This is a genomic window from Mergibacter septicus (assembly GCF_003265225.1).
Taxonomy (GTDB): Bacteria; Pseudomonadota; Gammaproteobacteria; order Enterobacterales; family Pasteurellaceae; genus Mergibacter; species Mergibacter septicus.
Genome location: NZ_CP022013.1, coordinates 766176 through 790858, shown reverse-complemented (window position 1 = coordinate 790858; position 24683 = coordinate 766176). Strand labels below are relative to the sequence as shown.

Below are 24683 nucleotides of genomic sequence, written 5' to 3'. Positions count from 1 at the left end.
TTTGTTATTTGAAAAAAAGGACTTGAGATTCCTAAGGGTTATCCCAATCTAGAACAAATATCATTAATCCCAGAGTATAAGAGTAAGTGAAGTATGAGCGCTAAACGTACAAAGTTTGAAATTCCAGTCTTACCATTACGAGATGTTGTGGCATTTCCCGCTATGGTTATGCCGTTATTTGTTGGACGTAAAAAATCAATTCGTAGCTTAAATGCGGCGGTAGATAATGGTAGTAAAATTTTATTAGTTACTCAAAAAGATTCAGCAAATGAAGATCCAAAACAAGATGACCTTTATCAAATTGGGATTGTTGTTAATATTATTCAATTATTAAAAATGCCTGATGATACCGTTAAAGTCTTGGTTGAGGGAGGCGAAAGAGTAAAAATTGAGTATTTAAATACTGAAAATGATTACCCTATCGCTAAGGTTAAAATATTAGAGAGTATCGAATATGATGACGAAGAATTAAAGGTACTACGTGAAACCGCCTTAAAAGAATTTGAATTATTTGTACAGTCAAGCAAAAAAATACCAGCTGAAGTGGTTCAAGCCATGCATTCGGTAACCAATTATGAACAATTGACGAGTACACTTGCGGCACACTTACCTTTATCGCTAGAGGATAAGCAACAAGCTTTAGAGATCTTAGATCTTAAAATGCGATTTGAATTTTTAATTAGCAATATGTTGTCTGCTATGGAAAAAAGTGAAATAGAGAAACGTATTCGTGATCGCATTAAAAAACAGATGGAAAAAAATCAGCACGATTATTTCTTAAATGAACAGATTAAGGCAATTCAAAAAGAGTTAGGTGATAACGAAGCAACCGATCGAGAGTTAGAAGAATTAAAACAGAAAATTTTGATCGCTAAAATGCCAAAAGAGGCATTAGAAAAAGCAGAATCTGAATTGCAAAAACTAAGATTAATGCCACAAATGTCTTCTGAGGCAACAGTAATTCGAAGTTATGTAGAATGGTTAACAAAGGTGCCTTGGCATAAACGTAGTAAGATTAGTAAAGATCTTACTAAAGCAGAAAAAATCTTAGATGCTGAGCATTATGGTTTAGAGCGAGTTAAAGAACGAATTTTAGAATATTTGGCGGTACAAACTCGCCTTAATAAAATAAAAGGACCTATTCTTTGTTTAGTTGGACCTCCCGGTGTAGGGAAAACTTCTTTGGGGCAATCAATAGCACATGCGACAGGCAGAAAATATATTAGAATGGCTTTGGGTGGTGTGAGAGATGAAGCTGAAATTCGAGGTCATCGTCGTACTTATATTGGGGCATTACCGGGAAAACTAATGCAAAAAATGGCAAAAGTAGGCGTAAAAAATCCACTCTTTTTGCTAGATGAGATTGATAAAATGAGTTCTGATATGCGAGGCGATCCTGCTTCGGCATTATTAGAAGTATTAGATCCAGAACAAAATAATGCGTTTAATGATCACTATTTAGAAGTTGATTATGATTTATCCGATGTAATGTTTGTTGCAACTTCAAATTCAATGAATATTCCAGCACCATTACTTGATCGTATGGAGGTTATTCGCCTTTCTGGTTATACCGAAGATGAAAAATTAAATATTGTTACTCGCCATCTATTACCAAAACAGATGATGCGTAATGGTGTGAAGAAAAATGAATTAAAAATTGATGACAGTGCCATTTTAGATATTATTCGTTACTATACACGAGAAGCTGGCGTACGTAATTTAGAACGAGAATTGTCAAAAATTTGCCGTAGAACAGTTAAAAATCTGTTATTAGATAAACAATTAAAAAGCATTAAAGTTACGTCTAAAAATTTAGAAACGTTTTTAGGTGTTAAACGCTTTGAGTTTGGTCGTGCAGATAGTCAAAATCGAATTGGAGAAGTAACAGGTTTAGCTTGGACAGAGGTCGGTGGTGATTTGCTTACTATCGAAACTGCATCAGTATTAGGAAAAGGAAAACTCAGTTTTACGGGTTCTCTTGGTGATGTAATGAAAGAGTCTATTCAAGCGGCAATGACTGTGGTGAGATCACGTGCTGAAAGATTAGGTATTAATCCTGATTTTTATGAAAAACGTGATATTCATATTCATGTTCCTGAAGGTGCAACACCGAAAGATGGGCCTAGTGCAGGTATTGCAATGTGTACTGCTTTAGTTTCTTGCTTAACGGGTAATCCTGTTCGAGCTGATGTAGCGATGACGGGAGAAATCACCTTAAGAGGAAAAGTTTTACCGATAGGTGGTTTGAAAGAAAAATTATTAGCAGCCCATCGTGGTGGAATAAAAATTGCTTTGATTCCAAAAGATAACTTGAAAGATTTAGAAGATATTCCTGAGAATGTAAAAGCAGCGTTACAAATTCATGCTGTTGAAAATATTGATCAGGTATTATCGTTAGCATTGGAAAATCCACCAACGGGGATTGAACCGTTTAACCTTGTACCGCTGAAAAAAGCACGTTCGAAAAAGAGAACAAATTTAATTGTAAATTAGGTAATAACTAGCCATTTATTTTGTTTTAAAGTTGTAGCAAATAAATGGCTTTTGCTATTTAGACTTTTTGCTTTACTTGATTATGATTGATCATTGCTTTTTTGTATAATCAAATAATTATTGTAATTTATTTAAGTAAGGAATTTTTAGCTATGATGGAAAAATTGCACGGACATTCAAATGGAATTGTCTGGAAAATCATTATGGGGGTTGTGACTGTTTCATTTGTGTTGAGTGGTGTGGGAGGGTATTTAATTTCCCGTCAGAATACGTCTGCTGCATCAGTCAATGGTACAGAAATCTCACAACGTTCTTTTTTACAAGAATATCAACAACAATATCAACAATTAGCAAGTCAAATGGGCGCTCAATTTGCTAATGTTGCCGATTCACCAGAATTTGTTACTGGTTTAAGACAATCAGTCATTAATCGAATGATTGATCAAGAACTGTTACGTCAATATGCGACAGAGTTAAAATTAGGTGTTAGCGATGAACAAATAAAAGTCGCTATTGTTTCTAGCCCAATTTTCCAAGTTGATGGTAAATTTAGTAATGAACGTTATCAACGCTTGTTACAGGGTAACCGAATTCAACCTGATCAATATGCTGGATTAGTGAGACAAGATTTAATTACAAATCAATTAAACTCATCATTATTGTTAAGTGACTTTATAACCCCAAAACAAATTGATGAATTAGTGAAACTATTATATCAAAAACGTAGTGTACGTTTGGCAACTTTACCACTAACGGAAGCTCTAGCACAGCAATCTGTATCGCAACAGGAGATTGAGAATTATTATAATAGCCATAGATCTGCTTTTGCAGTACCAGAATTAGTCAAAGTACAATATATTGATTTAAATGAAAAAGATATTGCAAAAAATATTCAGGTAACTGATGTTGAAGCGGCTCAATATTACCAAGATAATCAATCCCAATATCTTGGAAGTAGTGAACAGCATTTAGCCCATATTCAAGTTAATAATTTAGATGAAGCTGATAAGCTCTACCAACAATTAAAATCGGGAGCAAATTTTGCAGAATTAGCTAAAAAATATTCTATTGATAGCCCTTCAGCCGTAAATGGTGGAGATTTAAGTTGGGTAGTACCGGGCGAAATGCCAAAAGCATTTGAACAAGCCGCAGATAAAACCGCAGTGGGAGAATATAGTGAACCAGTAAAAGTTGGCGATAGTTATCATATTATTGAGGTATTAGATCGTCATCAAGGAAAAATCTTACCTTTTGATCAAGTAAAAGAACAAATTATAAAAACTATTCGTCAGGAACGAGGATTAGAAGCATTCTTTAAAGTACAAAAAGCAGTTGCGGATAAGGCTTTTGAAGATCAATCTTCATTAGAAGCTGCAGCTAAAGTGGCGGATTTATCTGTACAAGAGACAGGTTATTTTTCGCAAAATGATGTTCCTTCAAGTTTGAATTATCCGAATTTAATCAGCCAAATTTTTAGTTCAGATTTAATCCAAGGTGGAGAAAATTCAACCACCATTACGGTTGGAGAAAATCATTCTATTGTTGTAAGAGTTGTGGATCATAAAGAAGCAACGACACAAACCTTAGAACAAGTGAAAACACAAATTGAAAAGCTGTTACAACACGAAAAAGCAGTGAAGGTTGAACAAGAAAAAGCAATGGAATTGGTGAAAAAATTAGAAACAGGGGATCAAACTGCAGTTAATTTTAATCAAACATTGCAAGTTATTTATGCTCAAGGAAATGATCCTGCATTAGATCAGACTATTTTTGCGATGCCATTACCAAAAAATGGAAAACCTAGTTATGCGATTGCACAAAATGCTCAAGGTGAAGTGGTCATTATTGCTTTAGACAAAGTCGTTGATGGGACGATTGGTGTCCAACAACAGCAAGAATTGGTTTCACAATTACAACTGCTAAAAGCACAAGATTTGCAAGAAACTTTGCTAAAAGTATTACGTGAACAAGCGAAAATTGAAATTAATCAATCTTTTATTAACCAAAATCAGTAAATGGATTATTATCGGTATTGATTAATGCCAGAAAGGAATGGGGGAAATCTTCATTCCTTTTCCTTTATCCGAAAGACAAATAAAGTAAGACGATGAATCATAACGAAATATCCCGAATTGATCGAGAACATATTCTGCATCCTTATGCCTCCACAGTGGAACCATCATTAGTCTATCCAGTAGAACGGGCGGAGGGCGTTATCATAGAGTTAAAAAATGGGCAACGTTTACTGGACGGAATGTCATCATGGTGGGCGGCATTACACGGTTATAATCACCCTAGGTTAAATGCAGCAGCTACCGCCCAATTGAATAAAATGAGTCATATTATGTTTGGTGGTTTTACGCATGAACCAGCGGCAAAATTGGCTGATCTCTTAGTAAAAATTTTGCCACAGGGTATGGAAAAGATCTTTTTTGCAGATAGTGGTTCGGTCGCTGTCGAAGTGGCAATGAAAATGGCAGTGCAGTATCAACATGCCAAAGGACGAATTGAACGGCAACATTTTGCAACTATTAAATCTGGCTATCACGGTGATACTTGGCATGCAATGTCAGTATGTGATCCAACGACTGGAATGCACTCACTTTTTGCTAAAAGTTTGCCTGTTCAATATTTTTTACCACAACCATCAATTAAGTTTGGACAAAGTTGGTCTGATGAAGCGATAAAACCATTAGAGGATCTCTTACAACAGCATTCGGGACAATTAGCAGGGCTTATTCTTGAACCCGTTGTACAAGGTGCTGGTGGTATGTATTTTTATTCTCCTGAATATTTGGTTAAAGCCAGAGAATTATGTGAAAAATATGATGTATTACTCATCTTTGATGAAATTGCAACTGGATTTGGGCGAACAGGAAAGTTATTTGCTTGTGAACATGCTAATGTTGTTCCTGATATTATGTGTATCGGCAAAGCATTAACTGGTGGTTATCTCACTCTATCTGCAACCATTACGACAAAGACGATTGCGGATACCATCTGTTCTGGCGAAGCAAAATGTTTTATGCACGGACCAACTTTTATGGCAAATCCTTTGGCTTGTGCAATTGCTGCTGAATCAATTACTCTGTTATTAGAAATGGACTGGCAAGCTAAGATTCAACAAATTGAACAGCAGTTGAAACAAGAATTAATCTTTGCTACTAAGTTTAAAGCGGTAAAAGAGGTACGGGTCTTAGGTGCAATTGGGGTATTAGAAATGCATCAACCCGTTAATTTAAGTAGCTTACAAGCTAGGTTTGTTAAAGAGGGAGTTTGGTTGCGTCCTTTTGGTCGCTTAATCTATTTAATGCCTCCTTTTATTATTCAAGCTGAACAACTTTCTGCGTTAACACAAGGAATGTTAAGGGCAATTCAACAAGAATATAATGAAAATCTAATGGGCTAGGTGAGTAGGTAGTACAATGGTAGATTTAGCGGATTTTTCTCAACAATTAAATAAATTAAAACAGCAACAGCAGTATCGAGCTTTACCAGTGTTAAAACAGCAAGGAAAATATATTGAACGAGATGGGCAGTTAATGTTAAACCTATCTTCAAATGATTACTTAGGATTAGCGGCAGATACTCAATTACAGCAGCGTTTTTTATCTCAATTTGGGACAAATTTTCCTGCATTTACTAGCTCATCATCACGTTTATTGACAGGAAATTTTCCATTTCATACCGATTTAGAACAACTATTATCTGCTCGATTTGGCAGACCAAGTTTATTATTTAATAGTGGTTATCACGCAAATATTGGTATTTTACCTGCATTAGCCAATAAAAAAACCTTAATCATTGCGGATAAATTAGTCCATGCGAGTTTAATTGACGGAATAAAATTAAGTGGGGCTAAATTTGTTCGTTATCGGCATAATGATTACCAGCATTTGCAACATATTTTACAGCATTATCGCCAGCAATTTCAGCGAGTAATTATCGTGACTGAAAGTCTTTTTAGTATGGATGGTGATTTTGCAGATCTTCCTAAATTGGTTCAGTTAAAACAACAATATGCAGAGGATTATTCCCAAATTTTACTGTATGTTGATGAAGCACATGCCGTGGGAGTTTATGGCGATAATGGATTAGGATTAGCGGAAAGTTATGCTTGCCTTGCAGAAATTGATTTACTCGTGGGGACTTTTGGCAAAGCGTTAGCCTCAATGGGGGCATACCTTGTGTGTGATCAAATTATTAAAGAATATTTAATCAACCATATGCGACCACTGATTTTTTCAACAGCGCTACCGCCATTTAATATTGCTTGGAGTTATTTTTTATTTGAACAACTACCTCAATTAACGCAGAAACGGCAATATTTAGCTAATATTAGTCAACAATTAAGACAAGCTTTGTTACAAAAAGAAGGCATACAAATGCCAAGTCAAAGTTGTATTATTCCTTATATTTTAGGCGATAATCAACGTACTCTTGAGCGGGCAGAGTATTTACAGCAACAAGGGTATTATTGTTTACCTATTCGCCCACCAACGGTACCACAAGGGACATCAAGAATTCGTTTTTCTTTAACGGCAGATTTAACAGAAAATGAGATGAAAGACTTTATTACTGTTTTATCAGAATGTTAGTTTGAATAAACGACTTCATCTCTTCTTTGTTTTAATTTATGTTAAAATTTAACTCTTTATTTTTTGTATCAATATGAGTTTATGAAAACTGTTTTTACTAATAATTGTGCTTCAAAATTAATTATTTATTTTGCAGGTTGGGGAACACCACCAGAAGCCGTATCACATTTAACATTATCACCAGAATATGACCTTTTAATTTGTTATGATTATCAACAATTAACGTTAGATTTTAATTTTATCCCTTATCAAGAGATCTATGTAATTGCTTGGTCATTAGGCGTTTGGGTGGCAGAACGTGTTTTGGGTGGTATTGTAACAGCAGAAAAATTAACCTCAGCGGTTGCAATTAATGGTACTGGGCTACCTATAGATGATCAGCAAGGTATTCCAACTCAAGTATTTCAAGCAACAGTTGAAAATTTAACACCAAATTCACGACAAAAATTTGAACGTAGAATGTGTGATAATGCGATAAGTTTAGCACAGTACCGTAGCTATCCTAGTCGAGAATTTGAAGACGTTAATAGCGAATTGCATTTTCTTTTTCATCAAATACAACAAGATCGAAGGATTGATTTATTAACTTGGAAAAAGGCGATTATTGGTCAACAAGATCGGATATTTCCTGTGCAGAATCAAACAGTTTATTGGCAGAAACGTTGCCCTATCAGCTATATTGAGAGTGGGCATTATCTGTTTAATCAATTTCAACACTGGGAACAATTATGGGCATAGCACAACCCTTATATCCTTTGGAAAAATCGAAGATTGCTCAACGTTTTGCCAAGGCAGAGAAGAGTTATGATCAAAGTGCTATTGCGCAACAACACATTTGTCAAAAGTTACGGCAATTACTTTTACAGCAAGTAGATTTGTTGCAATGTAAGAAAGTATTAGAGATTGGTTGTGGTACAGGCGAATTAACTCGCCAATTAATGGATATTATTTCAAGCGAACAGTGGATAGTTAATGATCTCTATGCTAGTCAGTATATTCAAGCACTGTGTCAAAATTCGGTTTATCGTTTTATTCAAGGTGATGCAGAACAGTGGCCATTTAGTGGCGATTTTGATCTAGTGGTAAGTGCGTCAACTTTTCAATGGTTTGAGCAACCACAGCGTTTTTTAGATATGGTTGCAAGTCATTTATCTCCTAATGGAATGTTATTATTTAGTACTTTTGCACCAGAGAATTTAAATGAAATTCGCTTTTTAACGGAGATAGGTCTAACTTATCCTAAGTTGCAACAATGGAGACAATGGTTAGAGCAGCGATTTACAATTATTTCTCTAGAGCAAGATCAGATTAACTTAGATTTTTCATCACCATTAGCGGTGTTACAACATTTAAAACAGACGGGGGTAACAGCAGTTAAACAGCAGCCTTGGAACAAACAACGTTTAACCACTTTTTGTCAGCAATATCGACAATCTTTTACCACAACTCAACAGCAGGTAAGTTTAACTTACCACCCAATATATTGTTTGGCGATAAGAAAATAAATATATTAATAGAGTAGGGATATGTTATGTCAGGAAAAGTTATTTTTATTAGTGGGATTGATACAGATGTTGGAAAAAGTGTTGCAACGGGATTTTATGCGAAACATTTAATGCAACAAGGTTTTTCGGTGATTACACAAAAAATGGTACAAACGGGAAATACGGGAATTTCTGAAGATATTTTAATGCATCGTCAGTTACAAGGAATTTCTTTAACAGAAGAAGATTTACAAGGTGAAACCTGTGTTTATTTATTTGATTATCCTTGTTCTCCCCATCTTGCAGCAGAACTTGAAAATAGAGTAATAGAAATAGAAAAAATTACACAAGCTACGGATAAATTAGCAACTAAATATGATTATGTTTTAGTAGAAGGAGCAGGGGGACTGGCGGTGCCTTACAATCAATATCAAACTAGCTTAGATTATATTGAACAACAAGGCTATCCTGTCATTTTAGTCACTTCTGGAAAATTAGGCAGTATCAATCATACTCTTTTAAGCTTATTTGCGTGCCAGCAACGCAATATTCAAGTTGATACAGTAATTTATAATCTTTATCCGAGAAGAGATCCTATAATTGATCAAGACACTCAACAATATTTACGTCAATATTTGGCTAAATATTCTACAAACACTAAATTCCTCTTACTTGAAGTACAAGATATATAAGAATTTATTTGACATCATTATTATTAACGGGTATTTATATTACCATTCCGTAGCAAAGCACGCTATGGCAGGAGAGGTGCGAAACTCAGGCAGTTATTTTAGGCTCTGGAGCCAGTGAAAAATAATCAGGGGAGTTTTCGCCGAGATAGAAATTCCGACCAGCGGAAATTTTATCGGCTATTAGGGCTGAATCCCTAAGGCTGTCATCGTTACACGGTGGAGTGCTTCTGATAAAACAATCTTTTCATTGTTGTATCTTATACATTTCTATCAGTACCCTTTCCTTAAAATCATCTCTATAAGATAAGTACAAACACGGTTAAATTTTATTTTTAATTAATACAAGGAAGGAACAAACATATGGCACATTTATCAGTCGCAAAATTTGGTGGAACAAGTGTTGCAAATTATACAGCAATGCAGGCTTGTGCTCAGATTGTGATTGCTGATCCTAATACTCGAGTAGTGGTTTTATCTGCTTCTGCAGGAATCACTAATTTGCTTGTGGACTTAGCGAATGGTTGTGAAAGTGTAGAAAGATCACAAAAGTTGCAACAAATCCGAGATATTCAATATGCAATTTTATCGCAACTTAAACAAGCTGAAGTAGTACAGCAAGAGATTGATCGTCTTTTAGAAAATATTGAGTCTTTAGCTGAAGCTGCAGCATTAGCCACTTCTCCAGCATTAACTGATGAATTAATTAGTCACGGCGAAATGATGTCAACATTAATTTTTGTGGAAGTGTTACGAGAATTAAACTGTACAGCAACTTGGTTAGATGTGCGTAATGTGATAGCGACAAATAATCATTATGGAAAAGCAACCCCAGATGATCAATTAACACAAAAAAATTGTGATCGTGTTTTAAAACCATTGGTTGAACGTGGTGAATTAGTTATTACACAAGGTTTTATTGGGCGTGATTTAACAGGGAAAACCACAACATTAGGGCGAGGGGGCAGTGATTATTCGGCTGCTTTGCTAGCAGAAGTATTAAATGCAAAAGATGTATTAATTTGGACTGATGTAGCGGGAATTTATACAACTGATCCTAGAGTGGCTTCAGCGGCACAACGCATTGATACTATGAGTTTTAATGAAGCTGCTGAAATGGCAACTTTTGGTGCAAAAGTATTACACCCTGCAACATTATTACCAGCAGTAAGAAGTAATATTCCTGTTTATGTTGGTTCCAGTAAAGCGCCAGAACAAGGCGGTACTTGGGTTACTCAAAAACCCGATGTCTTACCAACTTTTCGAGCAATAGCATTGAGACGGAATCAAACTTTGCTGACTTTATCCAGTTTGAGTATGTTACACGCACAGGGCTTTTTAGCCAATGTCTTTAATATCTTAGCAAAACATAAAATTTCAGTAGATACCATCACTACTTCTGAAGTAAGTGTGGCATTAACCTTGGATAAAACAGGTTCAGCGTCATCAGGGGCTGATTTGCTTTCAAACGAATTATTAGCAGAATTAAGCGAATTATGTAACGTTAAAGTTGATACGGATTTGGCGTTAGTAGCACTTATAGGTAATAACTTGCATCTTGCTGCTGGGATTGCAAAACGTTTATTTAGTACGATAGAGCAGTATAATATTAGAATGATTAGTTATGGTGCTAGTACAAATAATATCTGTTTATTAGTACATTCAAATGCCGCAGATCAAGTAGTTCAATCCTTGCATGCAGAATTATTTGAAGGTTAACAAAAAATAGGATAAAAAAATACCGCATTTAAAGCGGTATTTTTTATTTAAAAGACTTAATTATTTAGAGATATGAGCAACTAAGTCTAATACTTTGTTTGAATAACCAATTTCGTTATCGTACCAAGAAACAACTTTTACAAAAGTATCAGTTAATTGAATACCTGCTTTAGCATCAAATACTGAAGTGCAAGTTTCACCATTGAAATCAGTCGATACAACATCATCTTCAGTGTAGCCTAAAACGCCTTTTAATTCTTCTTGAGAAGCACGTTTCATTTCAGCACAAATTTCAGCATAAGTCGCTGGTTTTGCTAAGTTTACAGTTAAATCAACAACAGATACGTTTGCGGTAGGGACACGGAATGCCATACCAGTTAATTTACCATTTAATTCAGGAATAACTTTACCTACTGCTTTAGCTGCACCAGTAGAAGAAGGAATAATATTTTGGCTTGCACCACGACCACCACGCCAGTCTTTTGCTGATGGACCGTCAACTGTTTTTTGAGTTGCAGTTGTTGCGTGAACGGTAGTCATTAAACCATCTTTAATACCCCATTTATTATTTAATACTTTAGCGATCGGTGCTAAACAGTTAGTTGTACAAGATGCGTTAGAAACAATATCTTGACCTGCATAAGTATCAAAGTTTACACCGTTTACAAACATAGGTGTGCTATCTTTAGATGGACCAGTCATAACAACTTTTTTAGCGCCCGCCGTGATATGTTTACGAGCTGTTTCATCAGTTAAGAATAAACCAGTAGCTTCAACAACAACATCAACGCCAATTTCGTTCCATTTTAAGTTAGCAGGATCACGCTCAGCGGTTACACGGATTTCTTTACCATTTACGACTAATTTACCGTCTTTAACTTCAACTTCACCGTTAAAACGACCATGAGTTGAATCATATTTAAGCATGTAAGCCATATATTCAACATCAATTAAATCGTTGATACCAACTACTTCAATATCATTACGTTGACAAGCAGCACGGAATACAAAACGGCCGATACGACCAAAGCCATTAATACCAATTTTAATAGTCATAGTATTTTCACCTATATTTTAAGTTAAACAAAAATGGGTGGGGATATCCCCTTAAAATTCACGGGTGATAGTATAGCATAAAATTATACGTTACCAAAAGGTCAACTCCTTTGAGTACCACGAGAATTACAGATTTTTTTGTGATCTATATCAAACATTGTTTGATAACTACTTCCAAATAAAATAAAAAATGACAGCTATTTTATTCGCAAATAGTACGTTTTTACCAAATTTAGTGGTAGGCTAGATTTTAAATTCACTTTCATTTATTTAAGGGAATGTTATGTTATTAATTATACTTCATATTTGTTTGATTATACTTTTTACCGCACGTATTTTATGGCGTAATGATCTTGATCCCATTGCGAGATTAGCTTGGTTTGCTGTATTAATGTTATTACCTTATATTGGTATTGCTATTTATTGGTTATTTGGTGAAAACAATATTGGTAAAGAAGCAAGTGCTAAATATAAGGCACTTTTTCAGCAATTTAAACAACGTTATCCGACTTTAATTAGCACGACAAATTATTCTCCAGCACAAAAACTAATCGAGTTACCTTACCAACCTGCATTTAACTATGCGAGTTCAATTAATGGGTTTCATACTTTATCTGGCAATAGTGCTGAATTAATGCCTGATGCTCAATTAGCGAGACAACGTTTAATTAAAGATATTCAGCAAGCAAAAGATAGTGTACATATTCTCTATTATATTTGGTTAGAAGATCATACAGGCATAGCGGTAGCTCAAGCATTAATTGATGCAGCTAAGCGTGGAGTTACTTGCCGAGTAATGGTTGATGGTTTAGGCTCAAGATTATTTATAAAATCTAGCTATTGGCAACAAATGGAGCAGGCTGGCATACAATTAGCTGTTGCTTTTTCATTGAAAAATCCGCTTAAAACAATTTTAACAAGCCGTTTAGATCTCAGAAATCATCGTAAAATTACATTAATTGATAACAAAATTGTTTATTGCGGTAGTCAAAATTGTGCTGATCCTGAATTTAGAATTAAACCTAAATTTGCACCTTGGGTAGATATTTTATTGCGTTTTGAAGGAGAGGTGGTACAGCAAATGCAGTTACTTTTTTTCTCTGATTGGTTGGTTGCCACGGGAGAAAATTTAATTCCCTTGGAGTTCCAACCACAACCATTTGAAATACAAGATAAAGGAATTTTAGCTCAAGTTGTAGGCGATGGACCTACTGAACGAAAAAATGCAAGCCCACAATTATTTGCGACTTTATTTAGTGTTGCCAGAGAGCAAATTATACTATCTACACCATATTTTGTGCCAGATCCAATGACGATTGAATCTCTTTGTGCTGCAGCATTAAGAGGAATAAAAGTAACGATAATTTTTCCTAAATATAATGATTCGTGGATTGTATCTGCTGCAAGTCGTAGTCATTATTTTGCATTATTAAATGCAGGGGTTACTATTTATGAATATAAGTTAGGGTTATTACATGCAAAAACATTAACGATTGACAATAAGGTGAGTTTTATTGGTTCCACTAATTTAGATTTACGTAGCTTTAATTTAAATTATGAAAATAATATTTTGTTGCAGGATGAAAAAACGACTACGGCTATTTATCAGAGACAATTAGATTATATTAGCCAATCAGAATTAGTGACTTTAACACAAATTAAAAATCAACCTATATGGAAACAAATTTGGCAAAATGTGATTGCAACTCTTGGACCTGTTTTATAGAATAAACGTTTTATATTATTAAATATGATGTTATGTTAATTCAATCAAGCATAAATTTAACCTTTTTTTTATTAGTGATTAGCTTTTACCTATTATTTATTAGTTTTTTAATTAGGAAATATATGGTAAATAGCTATATTAGCCAAAATATCAAGGATGATCCAACTTACCAAGAAAGTTTTAGACGAATGTGGTGGCTAGGATTTCGTTATGATGCAAAAATTATTGCAATAATTCTCACCATTCCTTTTATTTTTGGTAACTTTTTATTTCTTTTTCAAGTAGAAAATACAATAGTATTTAAATTAATTAGTGGATATATCTTTCTTATTTCTTTTCTTTATATAGGGATTCTCGCTGGTAATTATTATTATTTTCAAACTTATCAAAATCATTATGATATTTTTATGTTTGGCTTAATTGATGATAAGACAACAGCTGTTTTAAGAAATATTTGGGATGATTATCCTGTTATTCGTTTTTTTATTTCTCTCTTTTTGCTTGCATTTATTCCTGTTTTAATACTTCTAAAGATTATTAATAATATTAATTTCTTACCCAATTCAATAACATTGGCCATTACAATTAATTGTTTAATGTTAATTAGTCTTGCTTATTTTGCGAGAGGATCATTTTTCAATCATCCATTAGGACGATTACAAGCTAAAGTATCATCATTAAGTATAATTAATAAAATGGTTGTTAATGGTGTGATTGCGATAGATTGGGCATTAGATGATCGTAAACAAAATATTTTATTTGAAAAAGTCAGTTCATCTGAAGGACAGGACTTAATACAGCAAGCATTAAATATTGATAGTCTAATTGCAAAGACAGAAAAAAATGATTATTTAGCAGACAATCCTCCTCATGTTGTTGTAACTTTAATGGAGAGTTTAGGAAGTAACTTTCTTGCGTTTGATCACCCTGAAAAAAATAATTTATTAGGTAAATTACGTTACTATTTTACTAATAGTTATTTATTTTCTCGTTTTGTTTCAAGCTATGATGGTACCGCACCAAGTTTTGCTTCTATTTATTTTCACAGTCCGATTCAAAATATTAGCCAATCAATTGCACAAAAAACATCTCTCCCTTATACCCCATTTAGAATCTATAAATCAAAAGGATATAAAACTATATTTATTACAGGGGATAACATTGCATGGAGAAATTTTGGGAATTATTTACCCTTACAGGGAGTTGATGAAATTTATGATCAGACAACGATTCTCGATCTATTTCCTGAAGCTAAAGAAAAAATGACTTATTGGGGAGTTGCAGATGAATTCTGTTTTTTATTAGCAGAAAAATTATTAAAAGAAAGTACAGTACCACTTTTTATTAATATTTTAACTATTACTAATCATCCACCGTTCCAAGTTCCTGCAGGTTATCAAGGGTATCCCGTTGATGAAAATTTTATTGGGGATAGGTTAGAAATAAAAAAACATGATGAACGTTCTCAAATATTAAAAACTTTTCAGTATGCGGCAAATGCGTTAGGGGAATTTTTTGATCGGATTAGTTGTAGTGAAATAGCAGATAAAACTATTCTTGCTGCAACAGGCGATCATCATATGCGATCTATGAAGGCAGATTTACCAAAGGATCTTTTTTTAGCCAAAGCGGTACCTTTTATTTTACATATTCCAACTGCGATACAACAACAAATATCTCTTAACTATCGTCCTGAAATTATTGGTTCACATAAAGATATTATGCCAACTTTGTATTCGATTAGTTTATCTGAGGTTGAATATTGGCATTTAGGTGGTCGAAATTTATTTGCTCCACAAGCAGAGCAGTATTTGAATTTTGGCTTTAATGATTCACTTTGGATTACAAATGAAGCGGTTTATGATTTGTCTAACGATCAACCGGTAAAATATTTATGGCAAGATATAGAAAAACTCACCGTTGGAGATAAACCAGAAACTATTTCAGAGGCAGAGATTAAACAAATTCACGCATATATTAAATTATTAAAATGGCAGATTAATTATCATGTTATGAATGGTGAGAATTCATCTTTATAAAATAAAAAAATGGAACATTAATTGTTCCATTTTTATTTTCTAACCTAGTAATTATGCTTTTTACAGATTGAAATCATCAAAATCATTACTATCAACTTTAGAATCAATTTGTCCTACAAGATAGGAGCTAACTTCTACTTCTTGTGGGGCTACTTGTACATTATCTGAAACTAACCAAGCATTGATCCAAGGAATAGGGTTAGAACGTGTTTCAAATGGAAGTGGTAAGCCTACAGCTTGCATACGAATATTAGTAATATATTCAACATATTGACATAGAATATCTTTATTAAGACCAATCATTGAACCGTCTTTAAATAGATATTCTGCCCATTCTTTTTCTTGTTCTGCAGCCGCTACAAAGAGATCATAGGCTTCTTGTTTACAAGATTCTACGATTTCAACCATTTCTGGATCATCTTGGCCTGCCGCCATAATATTGAGGATATGCTGTGTGCCAGTAAGATGTAATGCTTCATCTCGAGCAATAAATTTAATAATTTTAGCATTTCCTTCCATTAGTTTGCGTTCAGCAAAAGCGAAAGAGCAGGCAAAAGAAACATAAAAGCGAATTGCTTCTAGTGCATTAACACTCATTAAGCAAAGGTATAATTGACGTTTTAAACTACGTAAAGTAACGTTACATTCTTTCCCATCAACAGTGTAATTACCTTCACCATATAGAGTGTAAAGCTGAGTATCTCGAATTAAGTCATCATAATAAGATGAAATATCTCTCGCACGTTTAATAATTTCTTCGTTAGTGACAATATCGTCAAAGATAACTGAAGGATCATTAACAATATTACGGATAATATGGGTATATGAACGTGAGTGAATCGTTTCAGAGAATGTCCAAGTTTCAATCCAAGTTTCTAATTCAGGAATTGAGACCAAAGGTAATAATGCGACATTTGGACTACGACCTTGAATTGAATCAAGTAAAGTTTGGTATTTTAAATTACTAATAAAAATATGTTTTTCATGTTCAGGTAAAGATTGATAGTCAATTCTGTCTTGAGAAACATCTACTTCTTCTGGACGCCAGAAGAAAGAGAGTTGTTTTTCAATCAATTTTTCAAATGTTTCGTATTTCTGTTGGTCATAACGTGCTACATTCACGTTTTGACCGAAAAACATAGGTTCTTTTAATTGATCGTTTTTAGTTTGAGAAAAGGTAGTATATGCCATAATAGACTCCAATTTTTAGCTTATTTATTCAAAAAGTATGAATAATCACTCAATCATACTTTTTAGTTAAAATGATGACTTAGATTTTACATGCACCACTAGCACAACCATCATCTAGATCTTCTTGAGCATCTTCAGCGCCATCTCGTGTATTTTGATAGTAGAGCGTTTTTAGACCATATTTATACGCAGTGAGTAAATCTTTTAATAACTGTTTCATTGGTACCTTACCATCTGGAAAACGTTGTGGATCGTAGTTGGTATTGGTTGAAATCGCTTGGTCAACAAATTTTTGCATAATACCAACTAAATGGAGGTAACCATCATTATCTGGGATATCCCAAAGGAGTTCATAATTTTCACTAAGATTTTCATATTCAGGAACAACTTGGCGTAAAATACCATCTTTTGAAGCTTTGATACTTACAAACCCTCTTGGTGGTTCAATTCCATTGGTTGCATTAGATATTTGTGATGATGTTTCTGATGGCATCAACGCTGTTAAGGTTGAATTACGCAGACCATAAGTTTTGATTTCTTGACGTAATGTTTCCCAATCATAATGCAGAGGTTCTTGGGTGAGAGCATCGACATCTTTTTTATAAGTATCAATAGGCAAAATACCTTTTGCATAAGTTGTTTGATCAAAGAGATCGCAAGCTCCAACTTCTTTAGCTAATTTATTTGATGCTTTTAATAAATAATATTGGACTGCTTCAAAGGTACGGTGAGTCAGATTATTTGCACTACCATCTGAATATTTAACGCCATTTTTTGCTAAATAATAGGCAAAATTAATGACACCTACACCAAGAGAACGCCGTCCTTTTGAACTGACTTCAGCTGCTTTAACAGGGTAATATTGATAATCTAATAATGCATCTAAAGCTCTCACAACCAATTCAGCGAGTTCTTCTAACTCATCAAGTGTTTCAATTGTACCTAAATTAAAGGCTGAAAGGGTACAAAGTGCTATTTCACCATTTTCATCATAAATATGTGTTAGTGGTTTAGTTGGTAAAGCAACCTCTAAACATAAGTTGGATTGACGTATTGGTGCCACTTTAGGATCGAACGGTGAATGTGTATTGCAATGGTCAACATTTTGAATATAAATGCGACCAGTTGACGCACGTTCTTGCATTAATAGCGAAAATAATTCAACCGCTTTAACTTGGCGTTTTCTAATGGTTGGATCTTGTTCGTATTTGGTATAAAGTTTTTCAAATTGATCTTGATCTTCAAAGAATGCCGCATATAACCCGGGCACATCAGATGGACTAAAAAGAGTAATTTCCCCACCTTTGATTAAACGTTGGTACATTAATTTATTAAGTTGTACACCATAGTCCATATGACGTACACGGTTATCTTCCACCCCTCGGTTATTTTTTAACACCATTAAGCTTTCAACTTCTAGATGCCAAAATGGAAAATAAACAGTTGCAGCACCACCACGAACACCACCTTGTGAACAAGATTTTACAGCACTTTGGAAGTGTTTATAAAAAGGAATACAGCCAGTATGGAAGGCTTCACCACCACGGATTGAGCTACCTAAAGCTCGGATTGCACCTGCATTAATACCAATACCTGCACGTTGTGATACATATTTAACTATTGCAGCAGATGTTGCATTAATAGAATCTAGACTGTCATCGCATTCAATTAATACACAGGAGCTAAATTGACGAGTAGGGGTACGAACACCAGCCATAATTGGTGTTGGTAGTGAAATTTTAAAGGTTGATGTTGCATCATAGAAGCGGCGAACATAATCCAAACGGGTTTCTTTCGGGTATTGAGCAAATAAACAAGCCGCTACAAGAATATATAAAAATTGTGCAGATTCGTAAATCTCACCTGTTACACGATTTTGAACTAAATATTTACCTTCAAGTTGCTTTACTGCAGCATAAGAAAAATTCATATCACGCCAGTGATCAAGATAGCTATCCATTAAATCCCATTCTTCACGAGAATAATCGGTTAATAGTGCATCATCATATTTTCCCATGCGTACTAATTTTTTAACATGATCATACAAACGAGGAGGTTCAAAGCGACCATAGGCTTTTTTACGTAAGTGGAATACTGCCAAGCGAGCAGAAAGATATTGATAATCAGGAGTATCTTTACTAATTAAATCAGCCGCTGATTTAATAATAGTTTCATGAATATCTGATGTACGAATACCTTCATAAAATTGAATTTGTGAACGTAATTCAACTTGTGAAACAGAAACGTTATTTAATCCTTCAGCAGCCCAAGCAATTACACGATGGATTTTATCTAAATCTAACGGTTCTAGACTGCCATCACGTTTTGTTACCATTAATGCTTTATTCATGTTGATTTTACCCGTATAGAAGTGGATGTGTTGTAGATTAGAAACACAATATATAGTGTTTTTTTTGAAAGCAGCAACAATATAGTGTGTTTTTGAAAAAGTTCAAGCACTTTTAATTTCGATTATTTATTGACATTAATTAACTTGTTAATAAATAAGAATATATCTCAATACGAAAATATTCTCTTGAGGTTGAAAGTAAAACGTTTGCTGATGATCTAAACAGATGACAGCAGTTATACTAATTTTAATTGAGTAATAATTAAACTTTTATAGTAAAAATAAAAGTGCAATAAATAATTAAATTTATTGCACTTTAAATAACTTTTAATTTTGAATGAATACTTATAATAGATAAGATTATATAATCTTTATTTTTTAAAAATATTATTTAATCTCAAAACTTTCTAAACTACCACCTTGATCTAAATGCATCTGAATTGCTTTTGGTGTACGACCTTGTCCTGTCCAAGTTTTACTTTCACCATTCTCATCAATATATTTATATTTTGCAGGACGAGTTGCACGTTTTTTCGACGTGGATATTTCTCTTGTTGTTGTATTTAAATCAAATAAATCTTCAGCAGAAAGACCTTCTTGCTCTAATAATTCTTTATATTTATTAATTTTCGCTTTTTTCGCTGCAATCTCTTCTAAACGTTGTTTTTCATCATGACGACGTTCATCTAAAACAGCATTAATTTTTTCTGCAATTGCTTCTAATTGTTCTAAACTTAATTCACGTGCTAATACACGTAAACTTCTAATATTGGTCAATACTTTTAAAGTTTCGTTCATCTTTGAACCTCCATTAAATTAAATTTCAATGTACCAATAGGTAAAATAGCATTATTGTTCGCTAATCATAACTTAAATAGAATTAGAGGTAAATATGAAAATTATTCGGTTTGAAATAAAATCTAATATATTTAAAAAAGAATAATCAGATATAATCTTAAACAAAAGTAATTTATCTTTTTTATTAAATAATAACTTGGCATTTTCATTATCTTATTGTAATCTTTTATCTATCCTACATTTGTAGAGGTGCGATTACTATAAGTATCTTTTTCGAGCTGACAACGTTGAAAAAAAGGGAAAGGAGTAACCGCCGAAATCAATCAAGCGTCATCTTGATTGGTTGGTATCGTTATCGAAAGGGGCGATACTGCCATAGTATTTTTATTATTTATAACTATGGAGCGCTACAGTTAGGGTTGGTTAATATTATCTCTGTTATCCCACCTTTTAAATCCCTCTTATTCAGGGTTATAACTACTGTAGATCTCCCACTTTATTTTTATAGGTAGAGGTCAATGGAATTAGCTAATTTTTCTACATCAGCTTGGTCGGTAATACCACCAATTTTAGCATTAGCTTTAGCAATGATTACACGTCGTGTTTTATTATCTTTAAGCCTTGGAATTATTGTTGGTTCACTTATGTTAACTCAAGGCAATATGATAAATACGATTATTTATATAAAAAATAGTGTTGTTTCTTTGGTGTATGATGAAGGTATTAATTATGATAGCTTAAACATTATTATATTTTTACTTTTATTAGGCGCATTAACATCTATTTTAACTATTTCAGGTAGTAATCAAGCCTTTGCGGCTTGGGCACAAAAACATATTAAAGATAGAAAAGGTGCAAAATTAATGACTGCATCTTTAGTCTTTTTTACTTTTATTGATGATTATTTTCATAGTTTAGCAGTTGGTGCAATTGCTCGCCCAGTTACGGATAAATTTAAAGTTTCTCGTGCAAAACTCGCATATATTTTAGATTCAACGGCTGCACCTATGTGTGTTTTAATGCCTATTTCAAGTTGGGGAGCTTATATAATGACATTAGTCGCTGGCTTATTAACAACTCACGCTGTGACTGATTATTCCCCAATTGGTGCTTTTATTAGAATGAGTGCTATGAATTATTATGCTTTATTTGCATTAATTACCGTATTTATTGTTGCATATTTTTCTTTTGATATTGGTTCAATGGCAAAACATGAACAAAAAGCATTAGAAAGTTCAAATAATATCGCAACAAATGAGGATAACTCAGCAACGAATGGACGAGTTTACGCATTATTATTACCAATATTAACTTTAATTCTTGTCACTGTATTTATGATGATATTTACTGGCTATCAGGCATTAATTGCAGATGGAAAGGCATTTAGTATTTTAGGTGCTTTTGAAAATACAACAGTAGGAATTTCATTAGTTGTTGGTGGTATTGCTGCATTAGTTGTCGTTAGTTTATGTGTATTCAGATTAATTAGTTTTAAAGAATATATCACAGCATTTTTTGTCGGGTTTAAATCAATGTCTGGTGCAATTACAATTTTATTCTTTGCTTGGACAATCAATGCCGTTGTTGGTGATATGCAAACAGGAAAATATTTATCAACTTTAGTATCAGGAACATTAACCACAGAATTTTTACCTGCTTTACTGTTTATTCTTGCGGTAGTTATGGCATTTTCTACAGGAACAAGTTGGGGAACTTTTGGCATTATGTTACCAATTGCAGCTTCTATTGCGGCTAATGCCGATCCTAATATGATTTTACCTTGCATGGCAGCGGTAATGGCTGGTGCAGTTTGTGGTGATCATTGTTCACCAGTCTCTGATACAACTATTCTTTCATCCACAGGGGCATCTTGCCATCATATCGATCATGTCACAACCCAATTACCTTATGCTGTAATTGTTGCGGTCGCTTCGTTATTAGGTTTTATCTGCTTAGGATTCACGGAATCAACAGGATTAGGCTTCCTTGTCAGCGGAATAAGTTTAAGCATCTTGCTATGGCTATTTAAAAATAAATCGTCAGTGCTGAATACGGTGTCAAGATAAGTATAAAAACGAAATAAATATAAAAAAATTTAATTCTAATTATTTTATAAAATGCGACATTAAGTCGCATTTTTTTTATTTTTAGATAATTTTTCTTTATTTAATTCTAAAAATTTAAATATTTCGATATTTTAATCTTTTTTCTTTCTTGTCCTGTCAAAAAATAAACATAGACAAACTAAAAAACTTACAGTAAAAAGAAATTACACTCAAAAAAGAGTAATTTGCAATTTGGCATTATTAAGGAGGGGAAGTATGAAAAAATTATCTGGGGCAGAAATGGTGGTGCAATCATTACGTGATCAAGGGGTCAAATATTTATTTGGCTATCCCGGTGGATCAGTATTAGATATTTATGATGCTATCCATACTTTAGGTGGTATTGAACATATTTTAGTTCGCCATGAACAAGGTGCTGTTCATATGGCAGATGGTTATGCACGTTCAACTGGAGAAGTAGGATGTGTTTTAATTACTTCAGGACCAGGAGCAACCAATACAATCACTGGTATCGCTACCGCTTATATGGATTCCGTACCACTGGTTATTTTGTCAGGTCAGGTTATGAGTAACTTAATCGGCAGTGATGCTTTTCAAGAATGTGATATGGTTGGTATATCACGTCCCGTTGTGAAGCATAGCTTTATGATAAAAAATGCGACTGACATTCCAGAGGTAATGAAGAAAGCTTTTTATATCGCTGCGAGTGGTCGTCCCGGTCCTGTGGTGATCGATTTTCCAAAAGACGTGTTAAATCCAGAAGTGAAATATCCTTATAATTATCCTGAAAAAGTCTATTTACGTTCTTATAATCCAACTATTACAGGGCATAAGGGGCAAATTAAGAAAGCATTAAAAGCTATTCAAGTGGCAAAACAACCTGTTCTTTTTATTGGCGGTGGTGTGATTGCAGCTAATTGTGCTGAGAAGGTAACTCAATTTGCACAGGATCTCAATTTACCCGTAACCTCCTCATTAATGGGATTAGGTGGTTTTCCTGGCAGTCATCAACAATTTTTAGGTATGCTAGGTATGCATGGTACTTATGAAGCGAATAATGCAATGCATCATAGTGATTTGATTATTGGAATAGGCGTCCGTTTCGATGATCGTACTACAAATAATTTAGCGAAATATTGTCCAAATGCCAAAGTCATTCATATTGATATTGATCCAACCTCCATTTCAAAAAATGTAAAAGCGGATATCCCAATTGTAGGGAATGCTGAAAATGTCTTAGATGAATTCCTAATGCTCTTAAATGAAGATGACATTATTAAAGCACAGACCCGTTTGGTGGATTGGTGGCAAAAAATTACTCAATGGAAAGCAAAAAAATGCCTTGCTTATCAAATCTCTGAAGAAGTTATCAAACCGCAACAAGTTATAGAAACAATTTATCGTTTAACCAAAGGGGAGGCTTATATTGCTTCTGATGTTGGGCAACATCAAATGTTCACCGCTTTACATTATCCTTTTGATAAACCACGTCGTTGGATCAATTCTGGTGGATTAGGCACAATGGGCTTTGGTTTACCTGCAGCTTTAGGCGTTAAGCTGGCTCACCCACAAGAAAAGGTTATTTGCATAACAGGTGATGGAAGTATCCAAATGAATATTCAGGAATTATCTACCGCACAGCAGTACGAAATTCCGATCGTAATTATTAGTTTAAATAATCGTTTTCTAGGTATGGTAAAACAGTGGCAAGATATGATCTATTCAGGTCGCCATTCACAGTCATACATGAATTCTTTACCTGATTTTGTAAAATTGGCTGAAGCCTATGGCCATATAGGGATCCAAATTAATCATTTTTCAGAATTAGAAGAGAAACTCACACAAGCATTTTCAATACCTGACAAATTGGTATTTGTTGATATTAATGTTGATGCAACCGAACACGTTTATCCAATGCTGATTCGTGGTGGTGCAATGAATGAAATGTTTTTAAGTAAAACGGAGAGAAGCTAATGCGTAGAATTTTATCAGTCTTATTAGAAAATGAAACAGGGGCATTATCTAGAGTAGTAGGGTTATTTTCTCAACGAGCTTTTAATATTGAAAGTTTAACCGTAGCACCGACAGACGATCCAACATTATCAAGAATGACGATTGAAGCCGTTGGAGATGAAACAATTTTAGAACAGATTGAAAAACAGCTCCATAAATTGATTGATGTTTATAAAGTCATTAGCTTAAGTGAAGTGGAACATATTGAACGAGAAATTCTACTACTTAAGGTTCAAGCACATGGTAATACACGAGATGAATTAAAACGTATGTGTGATATTTATCGTGGGCAAATAGTTGATATCACACCAAAATCGTACACTATCCAACTAAGTGGGGATACGGATAAATTAGATGCATTTATCAAAGCAGTCAAAAATGAAACGAATATTATCGAAATTGCTCGCTCTGGCTTAATTAGTTTATCTCGAGGGGAGAAAAATTGCTTATCTGCTCGTTAA

17 protein-coding genes and 2 riboswitches are annotated in these 24683 nt (G+C 34.0%); of the genes, 13 read left to right on the top strand and 4 right to left on the bottom strand.

Annotated elements, in window-relative coordinates:
• Positions 1-93 precede the first annotated feature (93 nt).
• From lon to lysC, 8 genes are all read left to right on the top strand, one after another.
• Positions 94-2493, top strand: a complete 2400-nt coding sequence (gene lon / locus CEP47_RS03820) for an endopeptidase La (RefSeq protein WP_261920876.1) — start codon at positions 94-96, stop codon at positions 2491-2493.
• Positions 2494-2645: 152 nt separating this feature from the next.
• Positions 2646-4508 (top strand): peptidylprolyl isomerase, encoded by a 1863-nt coding sequence (gene ppiD, locus CEP47_RS03815; protein ID WP_261920877.1) that lies wholly within the window; start codon positions 2646-2648, stop codon positions 4506-4508.
• 92 nt (positions 4509-4600) lie between these two features.
• Positions 4601-5902 carry an adenosylmethionine--8-amino-7-oxononanoate transaminase gene (gene bioA / locus CEP47_RS03810; RefSeq protein ID WP_261920878.1) on the top strand — a complete coding sequence of 434 codons (1302 nt, stop codon included), beginning with the start codon at positions 4601-4603 and terminating at the stop codon, positions 5900-5902.
• 16 nt (positions 5903-5918) lie between these two features.
• Positions 5919-7091: an 8-amino-7-oxononanoate synthase gene (locus CEP47_RS03805; RefSeq protein ID WP_261920879.1), complete on the top strand. Its 1173-nt coding sequence runs from the start codon at positions 5919-5921 to the stop codon at positions 7089-7091.
• An 81-nt stretch (positions 7092-7172) separates the two neighbouring features.
• Positions 7173-7829: a DUF452 family protein gene (locus CEP47_RS03800; RefSeq protein ID WP_261920880.1), complete on the top strand. Its 657-nt coding sequence runs from the start codon at positions 7173-7175 to the stop codon at positions 7827-7829.
• Positions 7820-8596: a malonyl-ACP O-methyltransferase BioC gene (gene bioC / locus CEP47_RS03795; RefSeq protein ID WP_261920881.1), complete on the top strand. Its 777-nt coding sequence runs from the start codon at positions 7820-7822 to the stop codon at positions 8594-8596. Before CEP47_RS03800 ends, bioC begins: the two co-directional genes overlap by 10 nt.
• Before the next feature lie 26 nt (positions 8597-8622).
• The gene (gene bioD / locus CEP47_RS03790; protein ID WP_261920882.1) at positions 8623-9267 is read left to right on the top strand and encodes a dethiobiotin synthase; all 645 of its coding nucleotides are present in this window, start codon (positions 8623-8625) and stop codon (positions 9265-9267) included.
• A 63-nt stretch (positions 9268-9330) separates the two neighbouring features.
• Positions 9331-9502, top strand: a riboswitch (Lysine riboswitch).
• Positions 9503-9627: 125 nt separating this feature from the next.
• On the top strand, positions 9628-10983 hold the full coding sequence (lysC, locus tag CEP47_RS03785; protein WP_261920883.1) for a lysine-sensitive aspartokinase 3: 1356 nt from the start codon (positions 9628-9630) through the stop codon (positions 10981-10983).
• 60 nt (positions 10984-11043) lie between these two features.
• On the opposite strand, the gene gap is transcribed toward lysC, so the two are convergent.
• Positions 11044-12039 (bottom strand): type I glyceraldehyde-3-phosphate dehydrogenase, encoded by a 996-nt coding sequence (gene gap, locus CEP47_RS03780; protein WP_261920884.1) that lies wholly within the window; start codon positions 12037-12039, stop codon positions 11044-11046.
• 283 nt (positions 12040-12322) lie between these two features.
• Between gap and cls the strand changes: the two genes are divergently transcribed.
• On the top strand, positions 12323-13765 hold the full coding sequence (cls, locus tag CEP47_RS03775) for a cardiolipin synthase (protein WP_261920885.1): 1443 nt from the start codon (positions 12323-12325) through the stop codon (positions 13763-13765).
• 122 nt (positions 13766-13887) lie between these two features.
• Positions 13888-15804, top strand: a complete 1917-nt coding sequence (locus tag CEP47_RS03770; protein ID WP_261920886.1) for an LTA synthase family protein — start codon at positions 13888-13890, stop codon at positions 15802-15804.
• Positions 15805-15864: 60 nt separating this feature from the next.
• Here CEP47_RS03770 and nrdB read toward each other — a convergent pair whose 3' ends face one another.
• The 3 genes from nrdB to CEP47_RS03755 all read right to left on the bottom strand — a co-directional run bounded on the left by nrdB (position 15865) and on the right by CEP47_RS03755 (position 20143).
• Positions 15865-16995 (bottom strand): class Ia ribonucleoside-diphosphate reductase subunit beta, encoded by a 1131-nt coding sequence (gene nrdB, locus CEP47_RS03765; protein ID WP_261920887.1) that lies wholly within the window; start codon positions 16993-16995, stop codon positions 15865-15867.
• A gap of 79 nt (positions 16996-17074) precedes the next feature.
• Complete coding sequence (gene nrdA, locus CEP47_RS03760) at positions 17075-19345, bottom strand: class 1a ribonucleoside-diphosphate reductase subunit alpha (protein WP_261920888.1); 2271 nt, start codon at positions 19343-19345, stop codon at positions 17075-17077.
• Between the two features lie 387 nt (positions 19346-19732).
• On the bottom strand, positions 19733-20143 hold the full coding sequence (locus CEP47_RS03755; protein WP_261920889.1) for an H-NS family histone-like protein: 411 nt from the start codon (positions 20141-20143) through the stop codon (positions 19733-19735).
• A 236-nt stretch (positions 20144-20379) separates the two neighbouring features.
• A riboswitch (Lysine riboswitch) is annotated at positions 20380-20561 on the top strand.
• 100 nt (positions 20562-20661) lie between these two features.
• Here CEP47_RS03755 and CEP47_RS03750 point away from each other — a divergent pair.
• The 3 genes from CEP47_RS03750 to ilvN all read left to right on the top strand — a co-directional run bounded on the left by CEP47_RS03750 (position 20662) and on the right by ilvN (position 24683).
• Positions 20662-22209 carry a Na+/H+ antiporter NhaC family protein gene (locus CEP47_RS03750; protein WP_261920890.1) on the top strand — a complete coding sequence of 516 codons (1548 nt, stop codon included), beginning with the start codon at positions 20662-20664 and terminating at the stop codon, positions 22207-22209.
• Positions 22210-22464: 255 nt separating this feature from the next.
• A complete protein-coding gene (locus CEP47_RS03745; RefSeq protein WP_261920891.1) occupies positions 22465-24183 on the top strand; it encodes an acetolactate synthase 3 large subunit in 1719 nt (572 codons plus the stop codon).
• Complete coding sequence (ilvN, locus tag CEP47_RS03740) at positions 24183-24683, top strand: acetolactate synthase small subunit (protein ID WP_261920892.1); 501 nt, start codon at positions 24183-24185, stop codon at positions 24681-24683. Before CEP47_RS03745 ends, ilvN begins: the two co-directional genes overlap by 1 nt.